At 45.5% G+C, this 24,112-nt stretch carries 14 protein-coding genes and 1 pseudogene; 6 read left to right on the top strand and 9 right to left on the bottom strand.

Annotation, left to right across the window (positions count from 1 at the left end; genetic code table 11):
- The first annotated feature begins 376 nt into the window (after window positions 1-376).
- Both ACXHJ1_RS16345 and ACXHJ1_RS16340 read left to right on the top strand, forming a co-directional pair.
- Entirely contained in the window at window positions 377-979 is a 603-nt protein-coding gene (locus tag ACXHJ1_RS16345; RefSeq protein WP_016822405.1) for an ANTAR domain-containing response regulator, read from the top strand.
- 20 nt (window positions 980-999) lie between these two features.
- Complete coding sequence (locus tag ACXHJ1_RS16340; protein ID WP_107733343.1) at window positions 1,000-2,073, top strand: anthranilate phosphoribosyltransferase; 1,074 nt, start codon at window positions 1,000-1,002, stop codon at window positions 2,071-2,073.
- 132 nt (window positions 2,074-2,205) lie between these two features.
- Here the strand turns inward: ACXHJ1_RS16340 and nasC are convergent, their stop codons facing one another.
- Both nasC and nirB read right to left on the bottom strand, forming a co-directional pair.
- The gene (gene nasC / locus ACXHJ1_RS16335; RefSeq protein ID WP_107733342.1) at window positions 2,206-4,386 is read right to left on the bottom strand and encodes an assimilatory nitrate reductase catalytic subunit NasC; all 2,181 of its coding nucleotides are present in this window, start codon (window positions 4,384-4,386) and stop codon (window positions 2,206-2,208) included.
- A gap of 44 nt (window positions 4,387-4,430) precedes the next feature.
- Entirely contained in the window at window positions 4,431-6,605 is a 2,175-nt protein-coding gene (gene nirB / locus ACXHJ1_RS16330; protein ID WP_107733341.1) for a nitrite reductase large subunit NirB, read from the bottom strand.
- A 434-nt stretch (window positions 6,606-7,039) separates the two neighbouring features.
- On the opposite strand from nirB, the gene ACXHJ1_RS16325 reads away from it, so the two are divergent.
- The 4 genes from ACXHJ1_RS16325 to ACXHJ1_RS16310 all read left to right on the top strand — a co-directional run bounded on the left by ACXHJ1_RS16325 (window position 7,040) and on the right by ACXHJ1_RS16310 (window position 13,526).
- The gene (locus tag ACXHJ1_RS16325) at window positions 7,040-8,281 is read left to right on the top strand and encodes a nitrate/nitrite transporter (protein ID WP_044785291.1); all 1,242 of its coding nucleotides are present in this window, start codon (window positions 7,040-7,042) and stop codon (window positions 8,279-8,281) included.
- 378 nt (window positions 8,282-8,659) lie between these two features.
- The gene (locus ACXHJ1_RS16320) at window positions 8,660-10,378 is read left to right on the top strand and encodes an NAD-dependent malic enzyme (protein ID WP_025365228.1); all 1,719 of its coding nucleotides are present in this window, start codon (window positions 8,660-8,662) and stop codon (window positions 10,376-10,378) included.
- Window positions 10,379-10,478: 100 nt separating this feature from the next.
- Window positions 10,479-11,438 carry an AEC family transporter gene (locus ACXHJ1_RS16315; protein WP_016822411.1) on the top strand — a complete coding sequence of 320 codons (960 nt, stop codon included), beginning with the start codon at window positions 10,479-10,481 and terminating at the stop codon, window positions 11,436-11,438.
- A gap of 324 nt (window positions 11,439-11,762) precedes the next feature.
- On the top strand, window positions 11,763-13,526 hold the full coding sequence (locus ACXHJ1_RS16310) for a methyl-accepting chemotaxis protein (protein WP_090889973.1): 1,764 nt from the start codon (window positions 11,763-11,765) through the stop codon (window positions 13,524-13,526).
- A gap of 93 nt (window positions 13,527-13,619) precedes the next feature.
- On the opposite strand, the gene ACXHJ1_RS16305 is transcribed toward ACXHJ1_RS16310, so the two are convergent.
- The 7 genes and pseudogenes from ACXHJ1_RS16305 to ACXHJ1_RS16275 all read right to left on the bottom strand — a co-directional run bounded on the left by ACXHJ1_RS16305 (window position 13,620) and on the right by ACXHJ1_RS16275 (window position 24,097).
- A complete protein-coding gene (locus tag ACXHJ1_RS16305) occupies window positions 13,620-14,672 on the bottom strand; it encodes a glycoside hydrolase family 53 protein (protein WP_457904920.1) in 1,053 nt (350 codons plus the stop codon).
- A gap of 98 nt (window positions 14,673-14,770) precedes the next feature.
- Window positions 14,771-16,858, bottom strand: a complete 2,088-nt coding sequence (locus ACXHJ1_RS16300; protein WP_457904919.1) for a beta-galactosidase — start codon at window positions 16,856-16,858, stop codon at window positions 14,771-14,773.
- Between the two features lie 28 nt (window positions 16,859-16,886).
- The gene (locus ACXHJ1_RS16295; protein WP_016822415.1) at window positions 16,887-17,765 is read right to left on the bottom strand and encodes a carbohydrate ABC transporter permease; all 879 of its coding nucleotides are present in this window, start codon (window positions 17,763-17,765) and stop codon (window positions 16,887-16,889) included.
- 27 nt (window positions 17,766-17,792) lie between these two features.
- Window positions 17,793-18,683, bottom strand: coding sequence for an ABC transporter permease (locus tag ACXHJ1_RS16290; protein ID WP_040103380.1), 891 nt, complete (start codon window positions 18,681-18,683; stop codon window positions 17,793-17,795).
- 189 nt (window positions 18,684-18,872) lie between these two features.
- Window positions 18,873-20,555 carry a type 2 periplasmic-binding domain-containing protein gene (locus ACXHJ1_RS16285; RefSeq protein ID WP_107733338.1) on the bottom strand — a complete coding sequence of 561 codons (1,683 nt, stop codon included), beginning with the start codon at window positions 20,553-20,555 and terminating at the stop codon, window positions 18,873-18,875.
- A 120-nt stretch (window positions 20,556-20,675) separates the two neighbouring features.
- Window positions 20,676-22,301, bottom strand: a complete 1,626-nt coding sequence (locus ACXHJ1_RS16280; protein ID WP_039276118.1) for a response regulator transcription factor — start codon at window positions 22,299-22,301, stop codon at window positions 20,676-20,678.
- A pseudogene (locus ACXHJ1_RS16275) lies at window positions 22,276-24,097 on the bottom strand (sensor histidine kinase). Before ACXHJ1_RS16275 ends, ACXHJ1_RS16280 begins: the two are co-directional and overlap by 26 nt.
- Window positions 24,098-24,112 lie beyond the last annotated feature (15 nt).

Raw genomic sequence — 24,112 nt, 5'->3', positions numbered from 1 at the left:
AACATCCCTCCACATGTGAAAACAGGCTCCATTGCCGTTTCATCGAATACGCCGTTGTATCCATCAGAGTATGAATTTAAAGTACTGTAGCCAATATATAACGATTCAAATCACATGTCAATATTCCTTACGCAAAATCTCGTAAAAATAATATTTTATCACTAAGTAACATATTGATGACGTATAAAATATCACTCTTCTACAAAATTAGGATTGATTTTCAGTCCAAAACACGCCAAAATGGTTTAAAAGTCCGTTTCCACTTCATTATGATGGAAAAGCAAACCCATCTCATCAAGTTATATGTCACATTTCTTATCAAGACATACAATCCTATGCTTATTTACCCTTCATGTTAAAGAGAGGAGGAGCCCGCTTGCGTTCCTTGTTGGTAATTCACTCACATGCTGACCCTGCATCCGAGCAGGCAGACACCATTCCCTCATGGCAGGCAGAACCTGAGCACCTTTTAGAATCCAACGGATACCTGCCTTTGCCCTGCCGCCATGAATCTGAAATCAAACAGCTCATCCATAATGCAGATGCGGCCGTACTAAACATACCTGTCGGCACAATCAGTATGTGGAGTAGCAGGTTGGAGCAAACCAAAGCAATTCCGTTGCTCTGGTGGTGCAGCGCGACATCAGCGCTGTCATCGACGGAGGCTTGTGAAGCAGACGTGACTGTCGACGGTATTCTAACCCCTTCCATGGCAGCCCATGAGCTGAATTGGGCCCTTCATTTTAGCGCCAAACGCTTTTTTGAACGCCAGCATTGGCAAAGTGAACGCAAACAACTGACCGCTCGGCTGGAAGAACGCAAATGGATTGATATGGCGAAGGGGATACTTGGCGAAGTAAACGGCATCCCGGAAGCGGAGGCATATGACCTACTGCGTAAAAAAGCGATGAATGAGCGCAAACGAATCGTTGATGTGGCCATCTCCATTGTGAAAGCACAGCAAATGCTAAAAGCATAAATCTGAAAGGGGCCTTGAACATGAATATCATTGAAATATTAAAAGAAGTTGGGCGCGGCAAAAGAGGCGCTCGTGATCTGAACTATGCCGAAGCCGAAGCTGCCGCCGAACTGATTATGACCCGGTCAGCAACCCCAGCTCAAATCGGTGCCTTCTTTGCCGCGGAACGCATCAAAATGGAGAGTGTTGCCGAGCTGGAAGCATTCGTTAATGTCTGTCGCAAATATTCCCACCGTTTTCCCATGCAGGAAGGCATTGATTTCGCCGGTCCGTACGACGGTAGGAAGTCATCATTTATTGCTACCTTCGCAACTGCCTTTCTACTTGCCTCATACGGATTACCTGTAACGATGCATGGGAGTGCACCCCTCCCTCCCAAATGGGGGGTTACACTCCCACTTTTGTTGCAGGAGATGGGGGTAGCGACTGCGGACATGTCACACGAAACCGTCATTCATGCTGCGAAGCAGACAGGCGTGCTTTTCGTTGTTTCCGAACAATGGTGCACGCCCCTGCGGGATCTGCGGTCTATTCGCGAAGAGTTGGGGCTTCGCACAGTACTGAACACAGCCGAGAAACTGGTTGATTACGGTTCCTCCCCGTACATTGTATTTGGTGTTTTCCACAACACCGTATTCGACAAGACGGCGAAGGTCATGCAAAATCTGAGTTATCACAGGGCTTTGATCGTCCAGGGGAGCGAAGGATCGGAGGACCTATTCATCGATCGACCGACCCGGACTTACCTGTTTGCTAATGGTAAGGTGTCCCTCCAGGTTATAGATCCCGAAATGTACGGGCTGGATTCGGTAGTACCAGAACACCGCTGGACCCCTGCTGAACAGCTGCGCATATCAGAGGAAGTGCTGCAAGGCACAGCTCCTACTGCCTTCTCGAATCAAGTGTTGCTCAACGGCGCGGTACGACTGTTCATTGCAGGGCGGGTCGACTCCATTGAGGAAGGCTTGTACACCTGCAAGCCGCTGCTTGAAAACGGGAACGCCTGGGAGTTGTACTGCCGCTGGCGTGAAGCTATGTTGAGAAAAGAAATAAAAACGGGTGCCAACACATCCGAACCCCATTTTCATTTATAAAACTCGTCTCCTACAGTCCAGCATTTATCGGGACATAAACTGAACTACTCAAAAAGGTCCGCCCCCATGCTCATGCAAAGGGGGCGGGCCTTTTATGCAAGGAAAAAGAAAATGCACTCACACCTTCCTGTTCTAGAACTGTGACCACTCCCCGTTATGTCCACTGGTTGCAGCTACAGCTAGGCGGAGGGGACGGATGCATACAGCTGCCGTCTTGAAGCCGGGCATCCGGCAGAACGGATCAAGGTCTGGTCGGGTCGCCCGATTTACATTTTGCGTCCCGCCCCAATGCATGGGCACGAAAAGCGTGTCTTCGCGAATATGTGGCCTGATCCGGCTGCGGACGGTGAAGCTGCCGCGCTGGGATGTTATTTCCACCCACTCCCCGTCCCTGATATACCAGCGCTGCGCAGTACGCGGATGAATTTCTACATAATTCTCAATCTCACGCGCGGCCAGCGAAGGACTTCTGCGTGTTTGCGCGCCAGTCAAATAGTGAGCCAGCACGCGGCCATTCGTCAAAGTAAGCGGATATTCCTCGGATATTTCCTCTCCTGCTCCACAGCTTTCAACCACTGTAAAAACAGCCCTTCGGTCGGAAAGAGCAAAACTTTCCCGAAACATCGTATCCGTACCAGCTTCATCCATAGATGGGCATGGCCAATACACCCCTTCCTCGCGACGCAGCCTGTCATAAGTGATCCCGTAATAATCAGCAAGCCCCCCTCGGCTAGCGAGACGCAGTTCTTCAAAGATATCCTCTGCATCCTTATATGCGAAGTACCTCCCCTTGTTCAACCTTGCAGCTATTTGGCATAAAATGCTCCAGTCATCTCTAGCTTCGCCCGGTGCAAGGCGCACCGCTTCCCGCAGCAAAACGCGGCCTTCCAGATTAGTCATCGTTCCCGTATTCTCCAAATAAGACGTCACAGGCAAAACAACGTCGGCCATTCGTGCCGTTTCAGTGAGAAACATATCCGCCACAATCAACAAATCCAGCTTTTCCAGCGCGTCCTCGACCAACCGTGCATTCGGGTTAGACACAACAGGATTAGAGCCCATCACGAACAGCGCTTGAATTTCTCCCTGATTCACAAGCTCCATCATTTCATAGGCCGATACTCCTTTTCCCGGCAAGCTGCTTGGTTCAACTTTCCACACGGACGCAACATAGGCTCGGTCTGCTTCATTCTCAATCGATCTGTAACCAGGAAGCTGATCAGCCTTTTGACCGTGCTCTCGCCCCCCTTGCCCGTTCCCCTGACCTGTGATGGCACCATACCCACACCCTTCTCTTCCAATCTTTCCGGTGGCCAGCACGAGATTAAGAAATGCACGCACCGCCATATGCCCATCTGTCTGCTGTTCGACACCCCTGGCTGTAAAAACGATGCCAGTCTCCACGCCACCAAAGGCACGTGCTGCCTGCCGGATCATTTCTGCCTCAATTCCGCACAACGCAGCCGATTCGTTCAGATTCACCCCATTCAAATGAGTCAACAACTGGTCATACCCGTTGGTCCGCTTGCGGATAAATTCTTCATTTATCAATCCCTCATCCACGACGACCTTTAGCATGGCATTGGCCAGCACAGCATCCGTACCTGGTCTGATTTGCAGGTGCAGATCGGCTATTGCCGCTGTGGGAGTCGTGCGCGGGTCAATTACGATGATAAACGCGCCATTTTCCTTCGCTTGGTGAAAATAAGGCATTAACGTCGGCTGACACTCAGCGATATTCGTGCCTGCAAGCACAATACAACGAGCCAACGGAATATCAGCCAGCCTACAGGTCAGTCCGCGGTCAACACCAAACACTTTGCTGCCAGCAGATGCTGCCGCCGACATGCAGAAGCGCCCGTTATAATCAATATAGCGCGTACCTATAGCCACTCTGGCAAATTTCCCAAGTAAATAAGCCGTTTCATTCGATAACGAGCCTCCGCCGTAAATGCCGATTCCATCAGGACCCTGCTTGGACAGTAGCGAAGAGAAACTGCTGGTTACAGCATCCATCGCCTCTCCCCATGGGACAGGAACGAGCCTGCCCTCTTTGCGCAGGAGAGGCTGTGTCAGCCTTTCTGCATGAGTTGCATGCTGATGCGCATTCATTCCCTTGATGCACAACCTGCCTTGTGAGGCTGCATTAGGTTTCCCTTCCGCTTTATACACCGTTCGAACGATACCCGCGAGTGCTTCCGTTTCCGTACTAACGGTCATCTTACATTGCACGCTGCAAAATGGGCACTGTGTCTCCACCACAGGGAGGACGTATTGACCGGCTTCCAGTTTGTTTTCTCCTGACTGACACATAAAAGTCACCTTCCCTCTCCATTCACTACAACTCCCACAATCCGTTAACCTGTCAGCATGGTGGACCGCAGGCTACCGGTCAGCTCACTTCGCAGAGTAACGTCGAGCACACTTTCCCGCAGCGCTAGAACGCCAGTCCGTTCAATCCATTCCCACATTTTCTCCCCATACCTAGCACTATGCCTGTATATTTGCAAGCAGGTTACAACCATCAGCACCACTTCTTCCGGATTCTCCTCCAATCCAAGCAGCAACCCCTGACGAACCGGATGTCCTGCATGGCCACCAGCATAAACCTCCCAACCTGCTGGAGATCGGGAGATTCCAATGTCATGGACAAGCACGCCATCGGGATACTCTGAACCCGGACTAACAGCAACCGCAACTGGTGACGGTAATGAAAGACTGCCCCATACTGCTGCCAGCCGCTCTCTCAGCCAGATCACTCCACCAGAAGCCTGATCGATCGGGGCAGGATCAACAAAATCCCTACGTTCAACATCCAAATTTGTAAAACTCAGGCCCACAGAACCCGCTTCCCCTTCGTATGGTACGGTGGGCTGAAGCGCAACGCCTATTCCCAGTTGATTTGTTGCAGATCCGTTCCGCAAACCTAGAGATTCCAGATAATAAAGTACAGCAGGACGACATAATTCACAGCCCTGCTGCCTGGTCCAACCGAGACGAGATACCACTTCCTCTAGAGTTCGACAAACTGCCTCCACCATCGCTGTCTTAAGCGAATCATGATCATAATGCGTACAACCACACACAGGAACAACTTCTTGAGCAGTCGGAGTAACCACAGGTCCAGAAGCTGTCGCTCGGGACAAACCATTTTTGACCAGTGCAGCCACTAGCGGCCGGCAACCACCGCAGGAACCGGACGCTTTGGTCCGGCTCTTCACCTCTTCGACTGTTTTCAGCTTATCTGTGGCAATCACTCGCAAGATATCCCCCTTGCTCACACCGTTACATGCGCATACCGTCTCTCCTTCGGGCAATGCTTCCGCAGCATCCTCTGCTTTGCTTTTGCTGTTATTCTGAGGTGTAAGCCCTGTAGTTGGCGCGCCGCGCCGTACCATTCCAAGCAGCGAGGTGCTTTCCGCCGTATCCCCGAATAAAATCGCTCCAGTAATAGCGCCAGCGCGCATCATCACTTTTTTGTACATCTCCTGCATACCGTTATATTCCATGATCGCAATCTCGTTTCCCTCTTCACGAATGTCTCCTGCCGAAAACACATGAATTCCCGCAACCTTGAGCTGGGCATAGGGAACCGTCCCTTCATAAGGAGCCGTTTCACGACCACAAATCACCTTTGCCAGCACTTTGCCCTGCTCATATAGCGGCGCCACCAGCCCATATGAAATTCCACGGTGCTCAGCACATTCGCCAACTGCGTAAATACCAGGAATACTCGTGCGCATATAATCATCCACGACAATGGCACGGTTTACTGTCAGACCACTGTCCTGAGCCAAAGCGATATTGGGCCGGATACCAACCGCCAGCACGACCAAGTCTGTTTCCAATCTGTTCCCGTCCGCAAACATCAATCCTTGTGCCCGGTTGCGACCTATAATATTGACCGTATCCTTCGCCAAATGAAACCGCATGCCCTGCTGCTCCAACCGCCGTTGTAAAAGCACAGCCGCAGTACGGTCAAGCTGACGATTCATCAGATACTGCGCATTATGAACAACGTCAGTTTCCATCCCTAGATTCAGCAAGCCTTGAGCAGCCTCAAGCCCCAATAGCCCTCCTCCGATGACGGTGGCCTTGCGATACGTTTTGGCATATCTGGCCATGGTTTCACAGTCATTTACATCACGAAAAGCGATTACTCCCTCTTTTCGGACTCCGGGAATGGGAGGTATGAAAGGCAAAGAGCCAGTTGCCAGTATGAGAATGTCATAGGGCTCTTGAATGCCGGATTCCGTTTCCACCATACCGGTTGCTACATCAATACGACACACACGTTCACCGGCTTGCAACTTTACCCCATTTTCTTCGTACCAGTCCCAGCTATGGGTAACAATATGTTGGAACGAGCTCTCCTCCTGAAGCATTTTGGACAGGAGCACACGGTTGTATCCGGGACGTGGCTCTGCACCAAATATTGTGATTTGGAACCGCTCCGGCTCCAGACTGAGAATTTCCTCCACACATTTGATGCCTGCCATACCATTACCGATGACGACCAGTCTTTTTATCATAATTAATCCAGCCCCATTCTCTGAACCTAAAATAAGACAGAAAAAGCCCTTCTCCATTCGATGGAAAAGGGCACCGTTGCCGTAAATGTCGGCACATCGTTGTACCGATATGTACTTAAGATTACTGAATTGTGAGTATGATGTCAATATTCAATACATGAAACCTGTATTCAAACCTATTTTTTTAATTTATTATAATTTTAATGTTATGTATATTGACACAAGTAGAATGTCTTTTTATAATTTGAATTAAAATCACTACCATGTGATCATACCAAAGCGATGCACAATGAAGTGTGTCAAACACGGCAATGAAGCCGCAAAACGTTCCCAATATCAATGACGGGACGATTTGCGGCTTTTTATGTTCAGCAGAGGGCTGAAGTCTAAGGCCTGAGCTCTACAAACCCCAATAAGAACAGGAGAGATGGAGAATGAAGAAAAAAAGTTTCTGGCACAGCGGACACAAGCCCACCCTTTTTGGCTCTTTTTTGTATTTTGATATTAGCTTTATGATATGGGGGATGATTGGACCGTTGGTCGTTGTCATTGCTAATGATTATCCAATGGACCCTGTACAAAAAGCCAACCTTGTCGCTCTCCCGATACTCAGCGGCTCTCTGTTGCGACTTGTGCTTGGATTCATGTCAGATTATATCGGTCCGAAGCTCACGGGACAGATCGGTATGCTTGTCACGATCATTCCTCTCCTGCTCGGCTGGCTGTGGGTTGATTCGCTGGAGCAGTTGTACACTGTCGCCCTGCTTCTGGGTGTGGCCGGCGCCTCATTTGCAGCTGCACTACCGTTGGCTGGCCAATGGTACCCCAAAGAGCATCAAGGTCTGGCCATGGGAATTGCCGGTGCCGGCAACAGCGGGACCGTCCTCGCAACTTTGTTTGCCAACCGTATTGCCCAACATTTTGGCAGTTGGGAGGTCGTGTTTGGATTGGCCATTATCCCAATTTTCATCGTCTTTGTTCTGTTCAGTATTTTTGCCCGCAACAGCCCTCATCGCCCAGTACCAAAAAGTCTGGCGCAATATGCTTCGGTGCTCAAACAGAGGGATGCCTGGGTGTTCTGTGCCTTTTATTGCGTGACGTTCGGTGGGTTCGTCGGCCTTTCTAATTATTTGACCATTTTCTTCAATACCCAATACGGCCTCTCTGCGGTGCATGCCGCTGATTTTGCAACCGTTTGTGTGATTGCCGGAAGCTTCTTTCGTCCTGTAGGCGGCTTTTTGTCTGACCGGATTGGTGGTTCTCGCATGTTAATGTATTTGTATGCCGGGGCCGGGATGATGCTCGCCAGCATTGCATTTTTGCCACCACTTGCCGTAGTCGTAGTTCTGCTGTTCGTAGGCATGATGTGCCTTGGGGCTGGCAACGGCTCCGTATTCCAGCTTGTGCCGCAGCGATTCGGCAACGAAATCGGGCTTATGACCGGCATCGTCGGGGCTGCTGGTGGCATAGGCGGATACTGTCTTCCTCTTATTCTGGGCCATCTGTACAAATTAACGGGTTCTTACATGCCTGGCTTCATCTGTCTAAGTCTGATCACATTCTGTGCTTTTGTCCTCGTCATTATCATGCAATTGAAATGGCGCAACAGCTGGATGCAACGCTCTGCTCCAGGCGCTAATGAAGCCGTTAACCGAATCGGAGAATTAAATATCTGACTATCCACTAAATAGACAGCCACCAAACGTTTAGATTTTAAGCCTCAATTATCCCTTATAATAAACAATAGCTTAACTTCATTTATAAAAAAATGAAGTTAAGCTATTCCTCTATACATATTCAATCAAATTATAAAAGCTATGAAAAAAGTCACATTTATTGAATATTTACCGAAAATATTATGAAAATTAGATGAATTTTTCATTTGAAAATCATTGAAATCCGCTTTCATTTTCATATTTTTTCTTATGTAAACACTTATATAACCATTTTTCACACAACATACTTGTTCACTTGGTTTAAAATAAGGCGTATACTTGTTCACGAATTGTTCAAGGATTAACCGAATGTATTTTTTTAGAAAGAAGGAATTGGAAATGCGTGCTTTTCATGTTACGGAAGATGGAACTATCGAAACCAAATTAACCGGAAAAGATCTTCTTGCCAACCCACTGCTGAACAAAGGAGTGGCTTTTACACTGGAAGAACGTCAGCAGCTCGGACTTGACGGCCTCCTTCCTCCTACCATACTCACGATTGAGGAACAAGTTCAACGGGTGTATGAGCAATTTCAAAGCCAGCCGGATAATTTACGTAAAAACGTTGCATTAAATGATCTTTTTAATCGGAATACTGTCCTTTATTATCGTTTGCTTTCCGAGCACTTGAGCGAGATGCTTCCGATTGTCTATACACCAACAGTCGGTCAGGCTATTCAGGAATACAGTCATGAATATCATAAACCGGGCGGTATGTATCTATCTATTGATAATCTTGCTGGCATCAAAGAAGCTTTTAAAAATTTGAACTTGGGTCCTGATGATATCGATCTGATCGTAGCCACAGATTCTGAAAGTATTTTGGGAATTGGGGACTGGGGAGTTGGCGGTATTAACATCTCTATTGGTAAGCTTGCTGTATATACAGCCGCTGCTGGTATTGATCCTAGCCGGGTACTGGCCGTTGTGCTGGATGCAGGTACAAACAATGAAAAGCTGTTAGAAGATCCTTTATACATGGGGAATCGTCATAAGCGTGTACGTGGAGAACAATATGATCAATTTATTGATACTTATGTTCAAGCTGCACTTTCTTCTTTCCCGAACGCACTGCTGCACTGGGAAGATCTAGGTAACGTCAATGCTCGGAATATTATTAATAAGTACGGAAATAATATCTTAACGTTTAATGATGACATTCAAGGTACCGGTGCAGTTACACTTGCAGGTGTGATGTCTGGTGTCCAATTGTCCGGAATCCCTCTGAGCAAGCATCGGGTTCTAGTGTTTGGTCCAGGAGCTGCCGGAATCGGCAATGCAGACCAAATTAGTGCGGCCATGATGCTGGAAGGATTGTCAGAAGCTGAAGCAAGACGTAACTTCTGGGCATATGATTACCGTGGCCTGCTTACCAATGAAACGGAAGGACTTTTGCCATTCCAGGTTCCTTATGTGCGTGATGCTGCCGAATGCCGTGACTGGGAGCATGCTGAAGATGGCAAAATCCCTCTGCTTGAAGTTATTCGCCGCGTGAAACCGACGATTATGATCGGAACTTCCGGTGTTGCTGGAGCATTTAGTGAGGAAATCGTGAAAGAGATGGCTAAGCATACAGAACGTCCTATTATTATGCCAATGTCCAATCCGACTCCTCTGGCGGAGGCAACTCCTGAAGACCTGATCCACTGGACTGAAGGAAAAGCGCTTATTGCAACAGGAAGCCCTTTTGAGCCAGTAATCTACAACAATATTACGTTTGAAATTGGGCAATCCAACAATGCTTTTGTATTCCCGGGTCTTGGTCTTGGAGCAATCGTAGTAAAATCCAAAATTATAACAGATAGCATGTTTGCAGCAGCTGCCCATGCAGTAGCTCAAATGGTTGATTTGTCACAGCCTGGTGCTTCCCTGCTGCCAAAAATCAACGAACTGCGAGAAGTATCTGAAGCTGTAGCAGTGGCCGTCGCCAAGGCAGCCGTACAAGATGGAGTAGCGCGTCATCAGCCGGATGATATCGTACAAGCGGTTCGGGAATCCATGTGGGAATGCAAATATAAACCCATCAAACAGTATGGACAGGAAGCCGTTCTGGTTTAAAAATAGCGAACAACATCAAAATTTATACTTGCTGTAAGCAAAGTGATTATTTAACTGATGTCCGCCATTTTTGGCGGACATCTTTATTGGAGGCGACATCATGGCTACAGGTCATATCTTTATTATTTTAATTCCTATTTTCTTTGTCATTTTAATTGGTTATTTTGCAGGTTTTTTTAAGGCCTTTAACCCAGCTTCTTCTAAGGGACTAAATACACTGGTAACCAAATTTGCTTTACCTGCACACTTGTTTATTGGTATTACGACGACACCACGAGAGACGTTAATCCAAAAGTGGCCCTTTCTTGTTGCTTTGCTGCTTGGGGTGATTGGCTTTTATATTGTATTGCTCATCTTATATCGCTTGATTGCAAAAAAAGGCCTGACAGAATCCTCCATGTTCGCATTGAATTCGACACAGCCCTCTTTTGCATTCATGGGGATTCCCGTTTTGGGAAGCTTGTTCGGAAGTGCGGCAGTCGCCATTCCTATTGCGATTACCGGCATCGTTGTTAATGCGATTCTTGATCCACTTGCAAGTATTTTGGGAACGGTCGGCCAGCGCAAATCAACACAATCTGACGACACAAAAGGCAATTTATTTAAAGTCACTATAAAATCTGTCCTTCATGGACTCAGTGAACCGCTGGCTTGCGTACCCTTGATTGGTGTTGTATTGACTTTATGCGGATTCCAAGCTCCAAAACTTTTGCAATCTATGTTTGACCAAATCGGCAATATTACTGCGGGTACGGCTCTATTTGCTATTGGGGTAACTATTGGGATTAAAAAGATTACGTTCAGTCCAAAAGCACTTAGTATCGCTGTGCTGAAAGCGATCGTAATGCCTATGGTTATGCTCGGTATTGCTGTTCTGATCGGACTGTCCCCTGAGGATGTAACCAAAGCCGTACTGCTTGTCGCATTTCCCGGCTCTGCTGTAGCCGCTATGATCGCGACCCGCTATGAATCACTGGAAACAGAAGCGGCATCTGCATTTGTTATAAGCTCAGTATTATCGCTTATTTCGCTCCCTCTGCTCATTTCACTACTTGTATAATGACAGAAAGCTTTCAACGTTCAGCGAAAGACTGTTATATATAATGATTAAGGGCATTCGTTCGCCCGCATTTATCTTATTTTTTAAATATTGTTCAAACAATAAAGTAATTTAGTTGTATTTGAGTTGAAACCAGCTATCCTGTCTTGCTAGCAAGCGGCGACCTACATTTATTGCATGTGGGTTGCCGCTTTTGTTTTTAGTGAAACCAGTAAGTATATCCCAATTGTAATAATTCGCTAACATTTATAAAGGAAATTGACGAAATATATAAGGGATAGCTGTACTGTAGCATTAAATTAAAATTTAAAGGAGAAGAAACTTGTGAAAAACTTGAAGTGGAGCACTATGTCCTTTTTTGGTAAAAATCTATTAATATCTTTTCTTAACATCGTATTAATAGGTGCTATTCTTATCACATCTAGCTATATACTTCAAAAGAACATTCTCACCACGCAGCTGCAAGATCAGGTTAAAGTGCTGACCAAAAAATGGGCAGAAGATGTTGACAAAACAAAAGTACAACAAGCATTAAGCGAAAAAGATTATAACGGTTCTGTTCAACAGGAATTACGTAAATTTCTAGATTCTATTCACACATTTTATCCTAATGTCGCCCAAGCTTACATATTTGGGACAGAACTAAAAGAAGGAAATCAAACCTCCATTATTGGCGTTCCCACTAATTTGGTGCAAGCTTTCCAAGACTCGAAGATGAACATTGGGGATATGTACACTCTGCCTGACGAAAATGCAGAAGCCGTAAATAAAGTGCTTCAATCCAATGAATCAGCATTGAGCAGCTTTTATACGGACGAATATGGCACATGGACTACGATTGTTTACCCGATTACAGATGCAAGTGGTAAAGTCACAAGTGCAATTTACTTTGACGTAGATGCGAGCTCTGTACCTACGGGTCTTCATAAGCTGCTTGTATATGGTGTTTCACTGCTCATTCTGTTTCTTGCTATCTTCTTGACGATTCAATACTTGCTGGTAAAACGCACGCTCTCCCCAATTCGTTCCTTGATGAAGGGAATTGAAGAAGTCAGCGAGGGTAATCTGAATGTGAAAATTAAGACAGGACTAGACGACCTTGGTATTATCAATCAAAAATTTAATTCTATGATCAAGCGCCTTAACGATACAATGGTGAAAGTACAGGATACGACGCAAGAAGTAACGGGATCAGCCCAGGAATTGTTAAGCATCAGCGAGAAAAACAGTACGAATACAAACGTCATTAACAACAATATCCGGGAAATAACCCAGGGGCTTGAAGCTCAGGATCACGCAGCACTTGAAAGCTCCAGGGCTATGAATGAAATGTCTACAGTGATCCAAACCATCGCTGAAAGCTCCTCTTCTGTTGCGGATCAAGCTTATTCCATGGAAAAGCGCTCCGTTGAAGGCAATCAGGTAGCTCAAAAGCTATCCACTCAGATGGACTCTATCTCCACTACAATGGAAAGTACAGTTGATTCCGTTAATGCATTGCAGAACCGTTCTAACGAAATCAGTAATATTGTAAGCATCATTACCGGTATTGCCAGCCAAACGAATCTGCTTGCCCTCAACGCTTCGATTGAAGCTGCCAGAGTCGGCGAAGAAGGCAAAGGTTTTGCAGTAGTAGCTGGAGAAGTGCGTAATTTGGCTGAACAGTCTCAAGAATCCGCCAAACAAATTGCAGAGCTTATTGAAGAAATTCAAAAAGAGATTGAACAAACTGTAAAAGGCATTAGCCTGGGTACAAAAGAAGTTCACGTCGGACTGGAAGTTACGAAGCAGACAGGCGAAATGTTCTCTGAAATTTTAGAAGCGTCCAACAAAGTGTCGTCACAAATCCAGGAGGTATCCAGTGCAACTGAGCAAATCTCGGCCAGCACGCAGGAAATGTCAGCTACCTCGGACGAGTTGTCTTCCACAGTTAGCAAAACAGTCAACAGCAGCAAACAAATTGAACAAACCATTGGGGAACAGACAGAGTCTATGGCTTCGATTGTCCAAGCTTCGGACAAGCTTACATTGATGTCCGGGGAGCTGGAAGAGCTTATTTCATTCTTCAAGGTAAACCGGGAAGTCTAAACATTATAACTACCCAATCATCATAAAACAAAGAACCTCTAATCTGCATAGAATGCGCATTAGAGGTTCTTTGATATGCTCTTACATCGTTCTTTAGTTTAAAAAGCCTTCCAACGCTGAGGTTGGCTTACCGTCAGCCTGCCAAGCACCTTTGTTATAGCCTTGATTATAACCTGGGGTTGCAGCTGGCTCCCAATAAAATACGCCCACGCCTTTACCGCCTCCGATACTCCGAACCTTCGTTTTGATTGCAGAAATAAACGCCTTGGAAGCAGCAGGTTCATTATATTCCATCCCGATTTCACTGATAACAATGCCTTTACCATATTTCGCAATGAGGCTATTGGCATTGGTAATCGTCTGATCCACCTTACCCTGCCAATCAGAGGAAGACGGATATAAAGACAGTCCAATAAGGTCAAACTGAGCTCCATTATCAATCAGTCCACCAATGTTCCAGTTCAAAACAGAACTGTTATCCCCGTTAGCTAAATGTACGATCGTCTTGGTGCTGCTGCTTACGGATTTAACAGCGTTATTCCCTGTATTGACGAGCCACGCATAGTTTTTCATATTCACTGAGGCTTTGCCGTCATCCCAGAGCATGCCATTGTTCGTTTCATTGCCGATTTGCACCCAAACCGGTGTCACACCCTTGCTCTTCATCGTGTTCATAACATAGACGGTATGGGACCAGACCGCATCCATAAGTTGTGTAAATGTAAAATTGCGCCATGCGTAAGGCTTATTCTGCTGTCCTGGGTCAGCCCATGAATCGCTATAATGCAGGGTCAGCATAACGCTCATGCCTAACTTTTGAGCTCGCTGCGCAAGCTTTGCTGCCTTCTCGGCATTCATGTATCCGCTTGCATAATCCTTCATGTCAGGATTTACCCACACTCGAATACGAACCGAATTGATCTGATAATCGTCCCGTAAAATTTGCAGCACATCCCGGCGAACCCCTTTTTTATCCTTCCAGGTCATACCTTGGGCTTCCATCCCTGCGACCCAGCTTATATCTGCTCCTTTGGCGAAAGCAGGGGCGGCCGAAGCCGCACCCACTCCCATAGAGCCCAATGGGTACAAAAAGCTGGATAACAAGATCAACATCGCAAATACCATAGTACGTTTACCTGTTTTCATAAGTCATCCCCTATCTAAATTGTATACTCACATTGCCTCTGGCCAATCCACCTGCTCCCTCACTCGGGAATCAGCGGCGATCACATGTATAACGTGTTCTAATTATTGCGCTCTGTCTTTAGAACCTTAACAGCATAGGCACCCAATTGAACGCTGCTGTCTGCTATCACAAGATTTTCAAGCATATCCGTATAAGTTCGTCCATCCAGTGTAATCTCTTGCGGCTCATGCGTAAAATTCATTACAAAAATATAATCATGAACTCCATCGGTACGAATCGCTGTGTTCACTCCATGTGGCAACTGCACATCGAGTGCTTTACTGAGACCTGCCTCATCAATTAAACTCTTGTAAAAATGACTATGGAATAGTCCGGTGTTGCGTGATGCGATGTAATAAGCTTTTCCCTGTCCCAAACGGTTCACCGTCAAAGCTGGACGTCCTGCATAAAAGTCTGTCCCGTACTTAGCCAGTACCTCTGCACCCTCCGTATGAATGAGATCGCACAATTCTACAGCTTCATACTCCTCCCGTAGATCCAACTCATTGCCTTCAATCGGTATAATGTAGTTACGATCATGATCATGCAATCCATCAATCTCTTCCGACCAGATTCCCAGCGTCTTACGAAGCGGTCCTGGAAAGCCTCCAAGGAAGCACAAATCATGTTCATCCACAATGCCGGACCAATAGGTTGCTACGAATGTGCCCCCGTTTTCAACAAACTTCTGTATGCGCTCCCCTACACCGCTGCGGACCATATACAACATCGGAGCGACCAAAAGTTTATATTTGGAGAAATCTGCATCCATATGAATGACATCTACTGGCACTCCCTGCTCCCACAATGCCAAATAATGTGCTTCAGCTGTCTCCTCATATTTCACGCCTTTGTTCCGCGGCCCCTGTGAATCGTTGATTCCCCAACGGTTCTCCCAATCAAAAATGACTGCGGCCTCAGCCGGTACGGATGTACCGATCACCTCTTCCAGTTTTTCCAGCGCATGACCGACATCTGTCACATCCCCGAATACCCGAGTATGCTCGTGTCCTACATGATCGACGACTGCACCATGCAGCTTTTCACTCGAACCGCGGCTTTTCCGCCACTGAAAATATTGAACAGTGTCTGAGCCGTGCGCCACAGCCTGTAAAGACGATAGCAGATGCATGCCCGGTCGCTTCAGCTTGCTAACGTCTTGCCAGTTTGTCAAACTTGGCGTACTTTCCATGAGCATCCAAGGCTTCCCACCTTTAATGGAGCGAATAATATCGTGCATCATTGCCACTCTTGCAGCCTGCCGGCTATCATCTCCTTCACGGTCATGCCAGGTCGGATAACTATCCCAGGATATAACATCGAGCAGATCAGCAAACTTCCAATAATTCAATCCTTCGAAAAACTCCATTAAATTGGTTGTGACTGGAATGTCCGGATTTGCAGCCTTAAGCGGCACAATCTCATGCTTGATAAAATCTGCGGTCTGTTCGGTTACAAATCGTCTCCAGTCCAAATTCATGGCATGAACCTGCGTCTCACCATGAGGTGCTGGAGATTCGACTTGGCTCCAATCTGTAACTGTATGACTCCAAAATGTTGTCCACCATGAATGATTAAGCTGATCCAGCGTACCATATTTATCCTGCACCCAAGTGCGAAACGCCTCTTGACAATAATCACAGTGACAGTCTCCACCAAATTCATTGGAAATGTGCCAGCCAATAACAGCAGGATGATTAGCATATCGCTCAGCCAGCTTCGTATTCATGATACGTACTTTTTCCCGGTATACAGGCGACGTATAACAGTGGTTATGTCGAAACCCGTGCAAGTTACGGACACGGTTAACCCCTACACGCAGCACCTCGGGATATTTTTGTGACATCCAGGCTGGTCTTGCTCCGCTCGGAGTGGCCAAAAACGCATAGATTCCGTTCTCAGCAAACGAATCCAGAATACGATCCAGCCAATCAAACGTAAACACACCTTCCTCAGGCTCCAAGGATACCCATGAGAAAATGCCGACAGACATCACGTTACATTTGGCTAGTTTCATCAAGCGGATATCCTCCGCTAACACCTCGGGATATTGCTGCCATTGTTCCGGGTTATAGTCTGCTCCATGCAGCATACGCGGAACTCGCTCACTAATGGGAGGGTACTTGGTTATGTTTGGATATGTCACTGTAAATCATCTCCTTGTATTAGTTCTGTTACTCTTTGACGGAACCTAACGTCATACCTTTAACAAAATACTTTTGTAAAAATGGATATACAATAAGAATAGGCGCTGCACCAATGAAAATTTGTGCTGCATTAACCGTCGTCTGAGACAGTAATTCCATCTCTTTGGGACTCATGCTCATGGAGCTCATATCCTTCTGTATAATTACAGTTTGCAGGAACGTCGCCAGCGGATAATCCTTTGCATTGCTCAAATAGAGCAGACCATCAAACCATGAGTTCCAATGAAATACCATACTGAACAGCGCAATCGTCGCAATGGAAGGCATGGATATCGGTAAGAAAATACTAAACAATGTCCGAAAATGCCCTGCTCCGTCGATCAATGCCGCCTCTTCCATCTCTTTGGGGATACCTCTGAAAAAGTTCAGCATAAGAATGACCAGAAATGTATTGACCGCTCCTGGCAAAACAAGTACCCAGAAGCTGTCCATAAGATGAATCTTTTGAATAACCATATAAAATGGAACCAGACCACCGTTAAAAATCATACTAAATACAAACAGCCATGAATAAATGTTGCGACTACGGAACACCGTGGTTTCCTTCGAAAGCGGATAAGCAGCTAAAAAGGTAATCAGCAGCGTCAAGCCGGTTCCCAAGACAGTTCGGCAGACGGAAATCCAGATGGAGTGCAGAAAAATTGGGTTATTCATCGTCTTCTTATAGGCTTCTAAAGAAAATTGCACTGGCCACAGTCCAACCAGATTGGCATCTGCTGCTGATTTAGCACTAAACGATACCGCCAACACATGAATCAGTGGAACAATACACATGATAGACAATATCACAAGCAAGCAAATATTGAACACATTAAAAATGCGGTATGGCGTTGTTTTATGATACATGACTCTCCCTCTTTCAGCCTCGTGGAATCAGAATATGCGGTAACCTGCCCATTTGTAAGCAAGCCGATAAGATATCAGAATGAGAATCATACTGATAACGGATTTGAACAACCCAATGGCGGTAGCAAAGCCCATCTCCCCATTGATCAATGCTGTCCGGTAGACGAATGTGTCAATAATATCGCCTTTTTGGTATACCAGCGGATTATAAAGGTTGAAAATCTGGTCAAAACCAGCATTCAGAACATTACCAAGGGCAAGCGTCCCAACAACGACCACCATCGGAATCAATGATGGTACAGTAATGTGCAGCGTCTGTCTCCACCGGCTCGCTCCATCCATTTCAGAAGCCTCATACAACGAAGGATTGATACCCGCCAGTGCAGCGAGGAATACGATGGTATTGTAGCCAAACTCTTTCCATATGTCCGATACAATGACGGTAAAACGAAACCAGTTGTTATCTCCCAGAAAGAAGATAGGCTGGATTCCTATACTTCCAAGAATCTGGTTCATAAATCCGTCAGTAGCCAACAGATCAATCAGAATCCCACCCAAGATTACCCAGGACAGAAAATGTGGCAGATACACCAATGTCTGAATGGAGCGCTGAAGTCCGACCTTGCGAATTTCATTCAGCAGGATAGCAAAAACAAACGGAACCAGCAGATTGAAAAACATCTTTAACACAGCAATAATCAGCGTATTCCATACGACCTGAAGACTGTCCTCCCGTTGGAACAAAAAGCGGAAATTATCCAGTCCAACCCATTCAGAACCAGTTATGCCTAGCCAAGGTTTGTAATTTTGAAAGGCCATCACGATGCCGCCCATTGGAATGTAGCTGAATACAATTAAGAAAATGATGGCTGGTAGCAGCATGATATGAAATGGCCACGTACGTTGCAGACTTCTCATTGCAGTTCCTCCTGTAACTCTCATGATATACCTCAATTATAAAAGCGTTTTCGCAGTCCCAACAGTTCAAAAAACCAACATACATGGCACAAAAGCAATCATTTTTATTTAATCCATATGAAGCTGAAGTAAAAAGGCTGTCCACCTTGGGACAGCCTTTTTCAATCTGTTTTACACCATCGACAACTTTTACTTTTCGACGCTCTTATACCATTCGTTTACTTCCTTTGTAATTTGTTCGCCACCAGCGGCTTTCCACGTCTGTACAAAGGTATCAAAAGCGGAAATCGGCTGTTTGCCATAAATAATTTCATTGAACGTCTGGCTTTCAATCTTATCCAGATAATCCTTTTTAGCCTTCATCGTTGGCGTAGTTGGTCCCGTGAACTGATCCTTCATGGAGATATCTTTCTGTTCCATAAGCACTTTGGCCGCTGCAGGAGTGTCTTTCCCGTAATTCACCATCACATCTTTCTCCAGTCTGGTTTTCGGTTCTGCACCGTCAGCCAAGCTTAACAAAGCCTTCATTTGGGCATCAGGGATACGTGCACCATCACGAACCAACAAATAACGAATAGTGTTTACATAACCACCCGGTATTTTATCAATAGACACCAGCTTTCCATTGGCATCTAAATCATAATCGTAGCCCTTAAACAGCCCATTCGACAAATCACCGTCCGGTTTGGCATTTGCATAATGATCAAACAAGTAATTTTGATATGTGAAGAAGGCTTCAGGATGCTGCATTTGTTTGTTGATGAGTACGACACCATTGGTGTACTGCGTTCCATGGCGCATAGCTTTGTTGTCAGGTCCAGCTGGAATCTTGATCGGCTTCCATACAGCACTCGGCGCATTTTTAACCGTATCTTGAAGCGGCCAGCCGCTCATCCAATATGGCCCAGGAATCATCCCGGCTGTCCCTGCAACTGTAGGTTCTGTCGTTTTATTTTCATCCCATAATGCTGCTTCCTGAGGGATATATCCTTTTTTGAGCCACTCGCTCAGTTTTTGCAGACCCGGCTTCATGCCAGGCTGGACAGAGCCATATTCCAAGCTGCCGTTTGCACTTTTGTTCCACTGCTGGGGTAGTGTGCCATAAGCCCCGAAAATCCAGGATGGGTCACCCATCCAAGTGTTCATAGATGTTTTGAAACCGATGCTGAGCGGGGTCACTTTGTCCGGAGCTAATCCGTCCGGATTTTTATTTTTAAAGGCATCCATCACTTTTTCCAAATCATCCATCGTCTCAGGAGCCTTCATCCCCAGCTTATCCAACCAATCTTGTCGTACCCACAATACATAATCATGGTTATAGGCGAAATCAAGCACAGGGATACCCATTTTTTTACCATCCCGGCTATACTGATTCCATACATTCGTATCCTGACTCATGGCCTGCTTCCAAGAATCCGAAGCATATTTATCAAACAACGGGCCAACTTCAGCGAACATACCGGAGTCGATCATATCCTGGGCCAGCTGCTCATTCTCCGTTCCCAGTACAACGACATCAGGCATCTCCTGACCAGAGGACATCGCCAACCGCAGCTTGGTAGCAAACGCACCGTTTGTATCCGTGACAGACCAGAGTGATTTTATATTAATACCAAATTTCTCTTTGGCCCATTTCGTCGCAACGTTATTTTCGATAGATTCGCCATTTTTAAATTTTAAGGCGGGATCTACACCCCATACCGTGGATATTGTAACTTCTGGGTTGTATTTTTCTTTGTATACGTTTTCAGTTTTAGCTGTACTGTCCGCATTCCCATCATTTCCTGCACCTGAGCAGCCCACAAGGCCAACCCCTAATACCATAGTTGCGGCGAGCAACGACAATAGCTTTTTCTTCGAATGAACTCGCATCTTGTTCCCCCTCTAAAAATCATTTTCTACTCTTTTATTATAAGAGGGCTTTTCTTAGCAGCCTATGTCACAAAATAAATATTTCTGCACCTTTCCCAACTGATCTTTACTCATTCGTCTTTACTGGTCCCGAAATTCATGCGGAGTCATTCCATAATGTTTTTTGAACATCTTGCTGAAATATTGGGGATTCTGATAACCGAGTTCAGTTGTTATTTCATATATTTTTTTGTTGGAATATTTGAGCAAATAAAGAGCCCGTTCCATTCTCATTCGGATAATATAATCTCCCAGGCCTTCCCCAGTTTCGGCTTTATAGATTTTGGACAAATAGACGGGATGAAGATAGACCTGATCGGCAATCGTCTTAACAGACAGCTCCTGTCCTTTATCTTGAGCGATCAACTCCTGAACCTGCTTGACCACATAGCTTTTGGCGCTTTGCTCGCTTGCGGACCACTCGGCTTTAAGCTTGTTCATCATGGAAAATATCCACTCTTTGAGGTGGGGAAACGAATGAACCAATTTCTGCGCATGTAACGGATCGAAGCCTACCTGGTCCATTTGTGTAATGAAGCGTCCTTGTTTGTGAGCTGTATACATAAAGGCGCTCGTTACCGAAATAAACAGTTCATACAAATGCTCGCGTGTATAACCTGCCTCTTCCATTTTGCCAAATACACGGCTTACTTTTGCTTCGGCCTCTTCCCATTGCCTGGACTCTAGCAGATGAGTAAGCGTTGGATGCGTATAAAGACCCTCCAGCGACTTCACTGAGCTATGTGACTGTTCTGTCTGCTCTTCTATGAATAGCAGTGGATTCGTTTCCTCCTGTTGGTTCCAATATAAGGATCTGATTGCTGTCTGATATAGCTTAGGCAGCTCATCCGGGAAATGAAACCAATTCGTTAATGTGACGTAAATTTCACCTTTCAAGTAATTGCTCACATTTTTTCGAAAGGTCTCAATCGCTGCACGCAAAAAATGATTCTGTTCATCCACAGTCCTTTCAGCAAATAAATCCCAATTCCCTTCAATTAACACGATTAGGCAATCATGTGGCGCTTTGCAATGCCAAACATGAAAATCAGGAGCAAACACTTCTTCTGCAATATTTCCAATCGCATACTCAATTAAGGACACTGAGTGATAATCCATATCAGAAAAATGCTTGCCCAACTGAATAAGCAGCATACTGGCAGGATGTTCTGTACGTAGCTTGATTTCATATTCGGACATTTTGTCCGTTATTTTCTGTACAGTCAAATCACGCCCGAGTAACAAATCGTGCATCAAATGAGTGCGCAGCACACCGAAATCGTTCCTGCGACTGTATTGTAATTGATGAACCTTGTCGAATGCTTCCCATTCTTCCTTTAGCGAATCCATAGCAGCTGACACACATTTGATAAACTCATCATCATCTACCGGCTTTAATATGTAATCAAAAGCCTTAAGCTGGAGCGCTTTTTTAGCGTATTCAAAATCAGCATAACCTGTCAGTAATAAACTTCGGATGTGCGGCCAACGTTCGTTTACTTCAACAATCAGCTCTAATCCCGTCATGCCAGGCATACGAATGTCCGTAACCAGAATATCAATATCATGCGCTTCCAGCACATCTACTGCTGCCAAGGCTGAAGCTGCTTGATGTACCCTCTCAATTCCCAATGACTCCCACGGTATGGTAGCCGCCAGGCTTTCAGTAACATAACTCTCATCATCGACTAGTAATATCTGAACCATCAGTATCCTCCAATTTAACTATTTCTTGAATTTGATGAAGAATGGATCAACCTGTCTTCCTGCCCTTCTTCAATTGACAGTGGCCATTTTAAAATCACTCTTAATCCTCCCAACGGAGACAACGAGAATTCCAGCCCGGCGTTTTCACCAAAATGTAATCGCATTCGTTGATGCACATTCCATAAACCATAGCCACTTTTCTCCTCTACAGGCTTCTCAAGTGCTAAAGTCAGGGATGTTATATCCTCTTCACTCAAACCGAGTCCGTTATCGTCTACAATCAAGTACATGGATGAGCCGATGCACTCAGTCATAATACGGATGATCCCCTCCTCCGCCTGAGGTTCTATTCCGTGCAGCACTGCATTTTCCACCAGGGGTTGCAATACAAGCGGTGGAACCAGCAGACTATGGGCCTGTGAAGAAATGTCAATAGTGAACGTTAACCGTGGCATACGCATCTGCTGAATTTTCAAATAATATTGCACAAACTCGACTTCATCCGATAAAGGAACCAAATCTCTTTCCTGTCTTGTCGTATAGCGATAATATTTGGACAAATTATGAGCCATAGCCACGACCGCCTCATGATTGCGCAGCTTTGCCATACTCGTAATAAAGGAAAAACAATTATAAAAAAAATGGGGATTGATTTGAGACTGGAGCTGCTTTAGACGAGCTTCCTTTACATGCAGCTTCTCAACGTAAACCTTCTCAAACAGCTCTTGAATCTGTTCGACCATCAGGTTGAATTGACGTGACAGAAATGCAAATTCATGACTACCCTTAGGACTCAAACGAACAGCATAGTCTCCATCCTTTAATCTCCGAAACGCCCGCACAAGCTGGAGAATCGGAACTTGTACCTGTGAGTGAAGAAGATAAGCACCAATGATCCCCACCAGTAGCGAGCCAACAACGGTTATATAAAATAGTCGGTTAGATGAATAAATCGGAGACATCATATCGGACAAGGGCATGTAGTCAATCAAATACCAACCTGTTGTTTGCGAAAGAACGGCGTGAACAAGGTAACTCTCTTCTCCAATTTTCACGGTCAAATTATCAACTTCATGTAATCCCAATTTCTCCAGTTTCGCAATCAGCTGGCTTGACAATTCTTCGTTTGCAGAGCGATTGTAAATCACGCCTACACCTTTTTTATAATAAAAAGGCTCCTTTCGCCCATCGCCTTTAAAGCGGTCAAGCATGTCCTGAATGTTGCTGCTATCGAATTCCACTTTAATAATTGTGTTAGCGGTTTCCGGATTGGCTAGTGAGGAAAACGGGGATAAGGTATACAATGAAAATATAAATTGATCCTTACCGTACACTCCTTTTTTTGATACCTGCCAGCCGTTTGTAATCGATTGTCTTAATTTCTTCTGATCATAATAACTGGCTCCATTCTCCGATACAACTCGTCCAAGCGAAGGAGAATATATACTCAGCCCTGTTCTCCAGTTCGAAGAGCTTTCCTGAAGCCCAAGCTTGGTTTGAATCCGCTTGACCAGGTTAATTCCATCCAGGTTGAGAGTCTTATCCTTTAAAAAAATTGCTTGGAAACTGGCTACATCAGGATCATGAATCAGCAGATGCGGCCAGGAGGAAATCATTTCAATATTCGTATTCACCTGGTTTTGAAAAAAAGTCAGCTGGTTATAATTGGATTGATTCAGTTCTTCACGTAATACGCCTGTCGTTGTCTGATTAGAGTAGACATACAGAAGCAGCACAGGTATCAGCAATACGATAACGATGGAAACGATTTTAGTATAAAAATTAAATTTAAACATGAGTTTTACACATCC

The sequence above is a fragment of the Paenibacillus sp. ALE2 genome (assembly GCF_054113385.1).
Note: the sequence above shows the minus strand (reverse complement) of the source record. Positions and strands in the feature narration are given on the sequence as shown.

Bases quoted from the DNA above. Each gene is read 5' to 3' on its own strand.
- ACXHJ1_RS16320 (WP_025365228.1), top strand. From the start codon at position 8,660: ATGCGTGCTTTTCATGTTACGGAAGATGGAACTATCGAAACCAAATTA.
- ACXHJ1_RS16285 (WP_107733338.1), bottom strand. From the start codon at position 20,555: ATGCGAGTTCATTCGAAGAAAAAGCTATTGTCGTTGCTCGCCGCAACT.
- ACXHJ1_RS16290 (WP_040103380.1), bottom strand. From the start codon at position 18,683: ATGAGAAGTCTGCAACGTACGTGGCCATTTCATATCATGCTGCTACCA.
- nirB (WP_107733341.1), bottom strand. From the start codon at position 6,605: ATGATAAAAAGACTGGTCGTCATCGGTAATGGTATGGCAGGCATCAAA.
- ACXHJ1_RS16280 (WP_039276118.1), bottom strand. From the start codon at position 22,301: ATGGTTCAGATATTACTAGTCGATGATGAGAGTTATGTTACTGAAAGC.
- ACXHJ1_RS16305 (WP_457904920.1), bottom strand. From the start codon at position 14,672: ATGAAAACAGGTAAACGTACTATGGTATTTGCGATGTTGATCTTGTTA.
- ACXHJ1_RS16340 (WP_107733343.1), top strand. From the start codon at position 1,000: ATGAATATCATTGAAATATTAAAAGAAGTTGGGCGCGGCAAAAGAGGC.
- ACXHJ1_RS16315 (WP_016822411.1), top strand. From the start codon at position 10,479: ATGGCTACAGGTCATATCTTTATTATTTTAATTCCTATTTTCTTTGTC.
- ACXHJ1_RS16325 (WP_044785291.1), top strand. From the start codon at position 7,040: ATGAAGAAAAAAAGTTTCTGGCACAGCGGACACAAGCCCACCCTTTTT.
- ACXHJ1_RS16295 (WP_016822415.1), bottom strand. From the start codon at position 17,765: ATGTATCATAAAACAACGCCATACCGCATTTTTAATGTGTTCAATATT.
- nasC (WP_107733342.1), bottom strand. From the start codon at position 4,386: ATGTGTCAGTCAGGAGAAAACAAACTGGAAGCCGGTCAATACGTCCTC.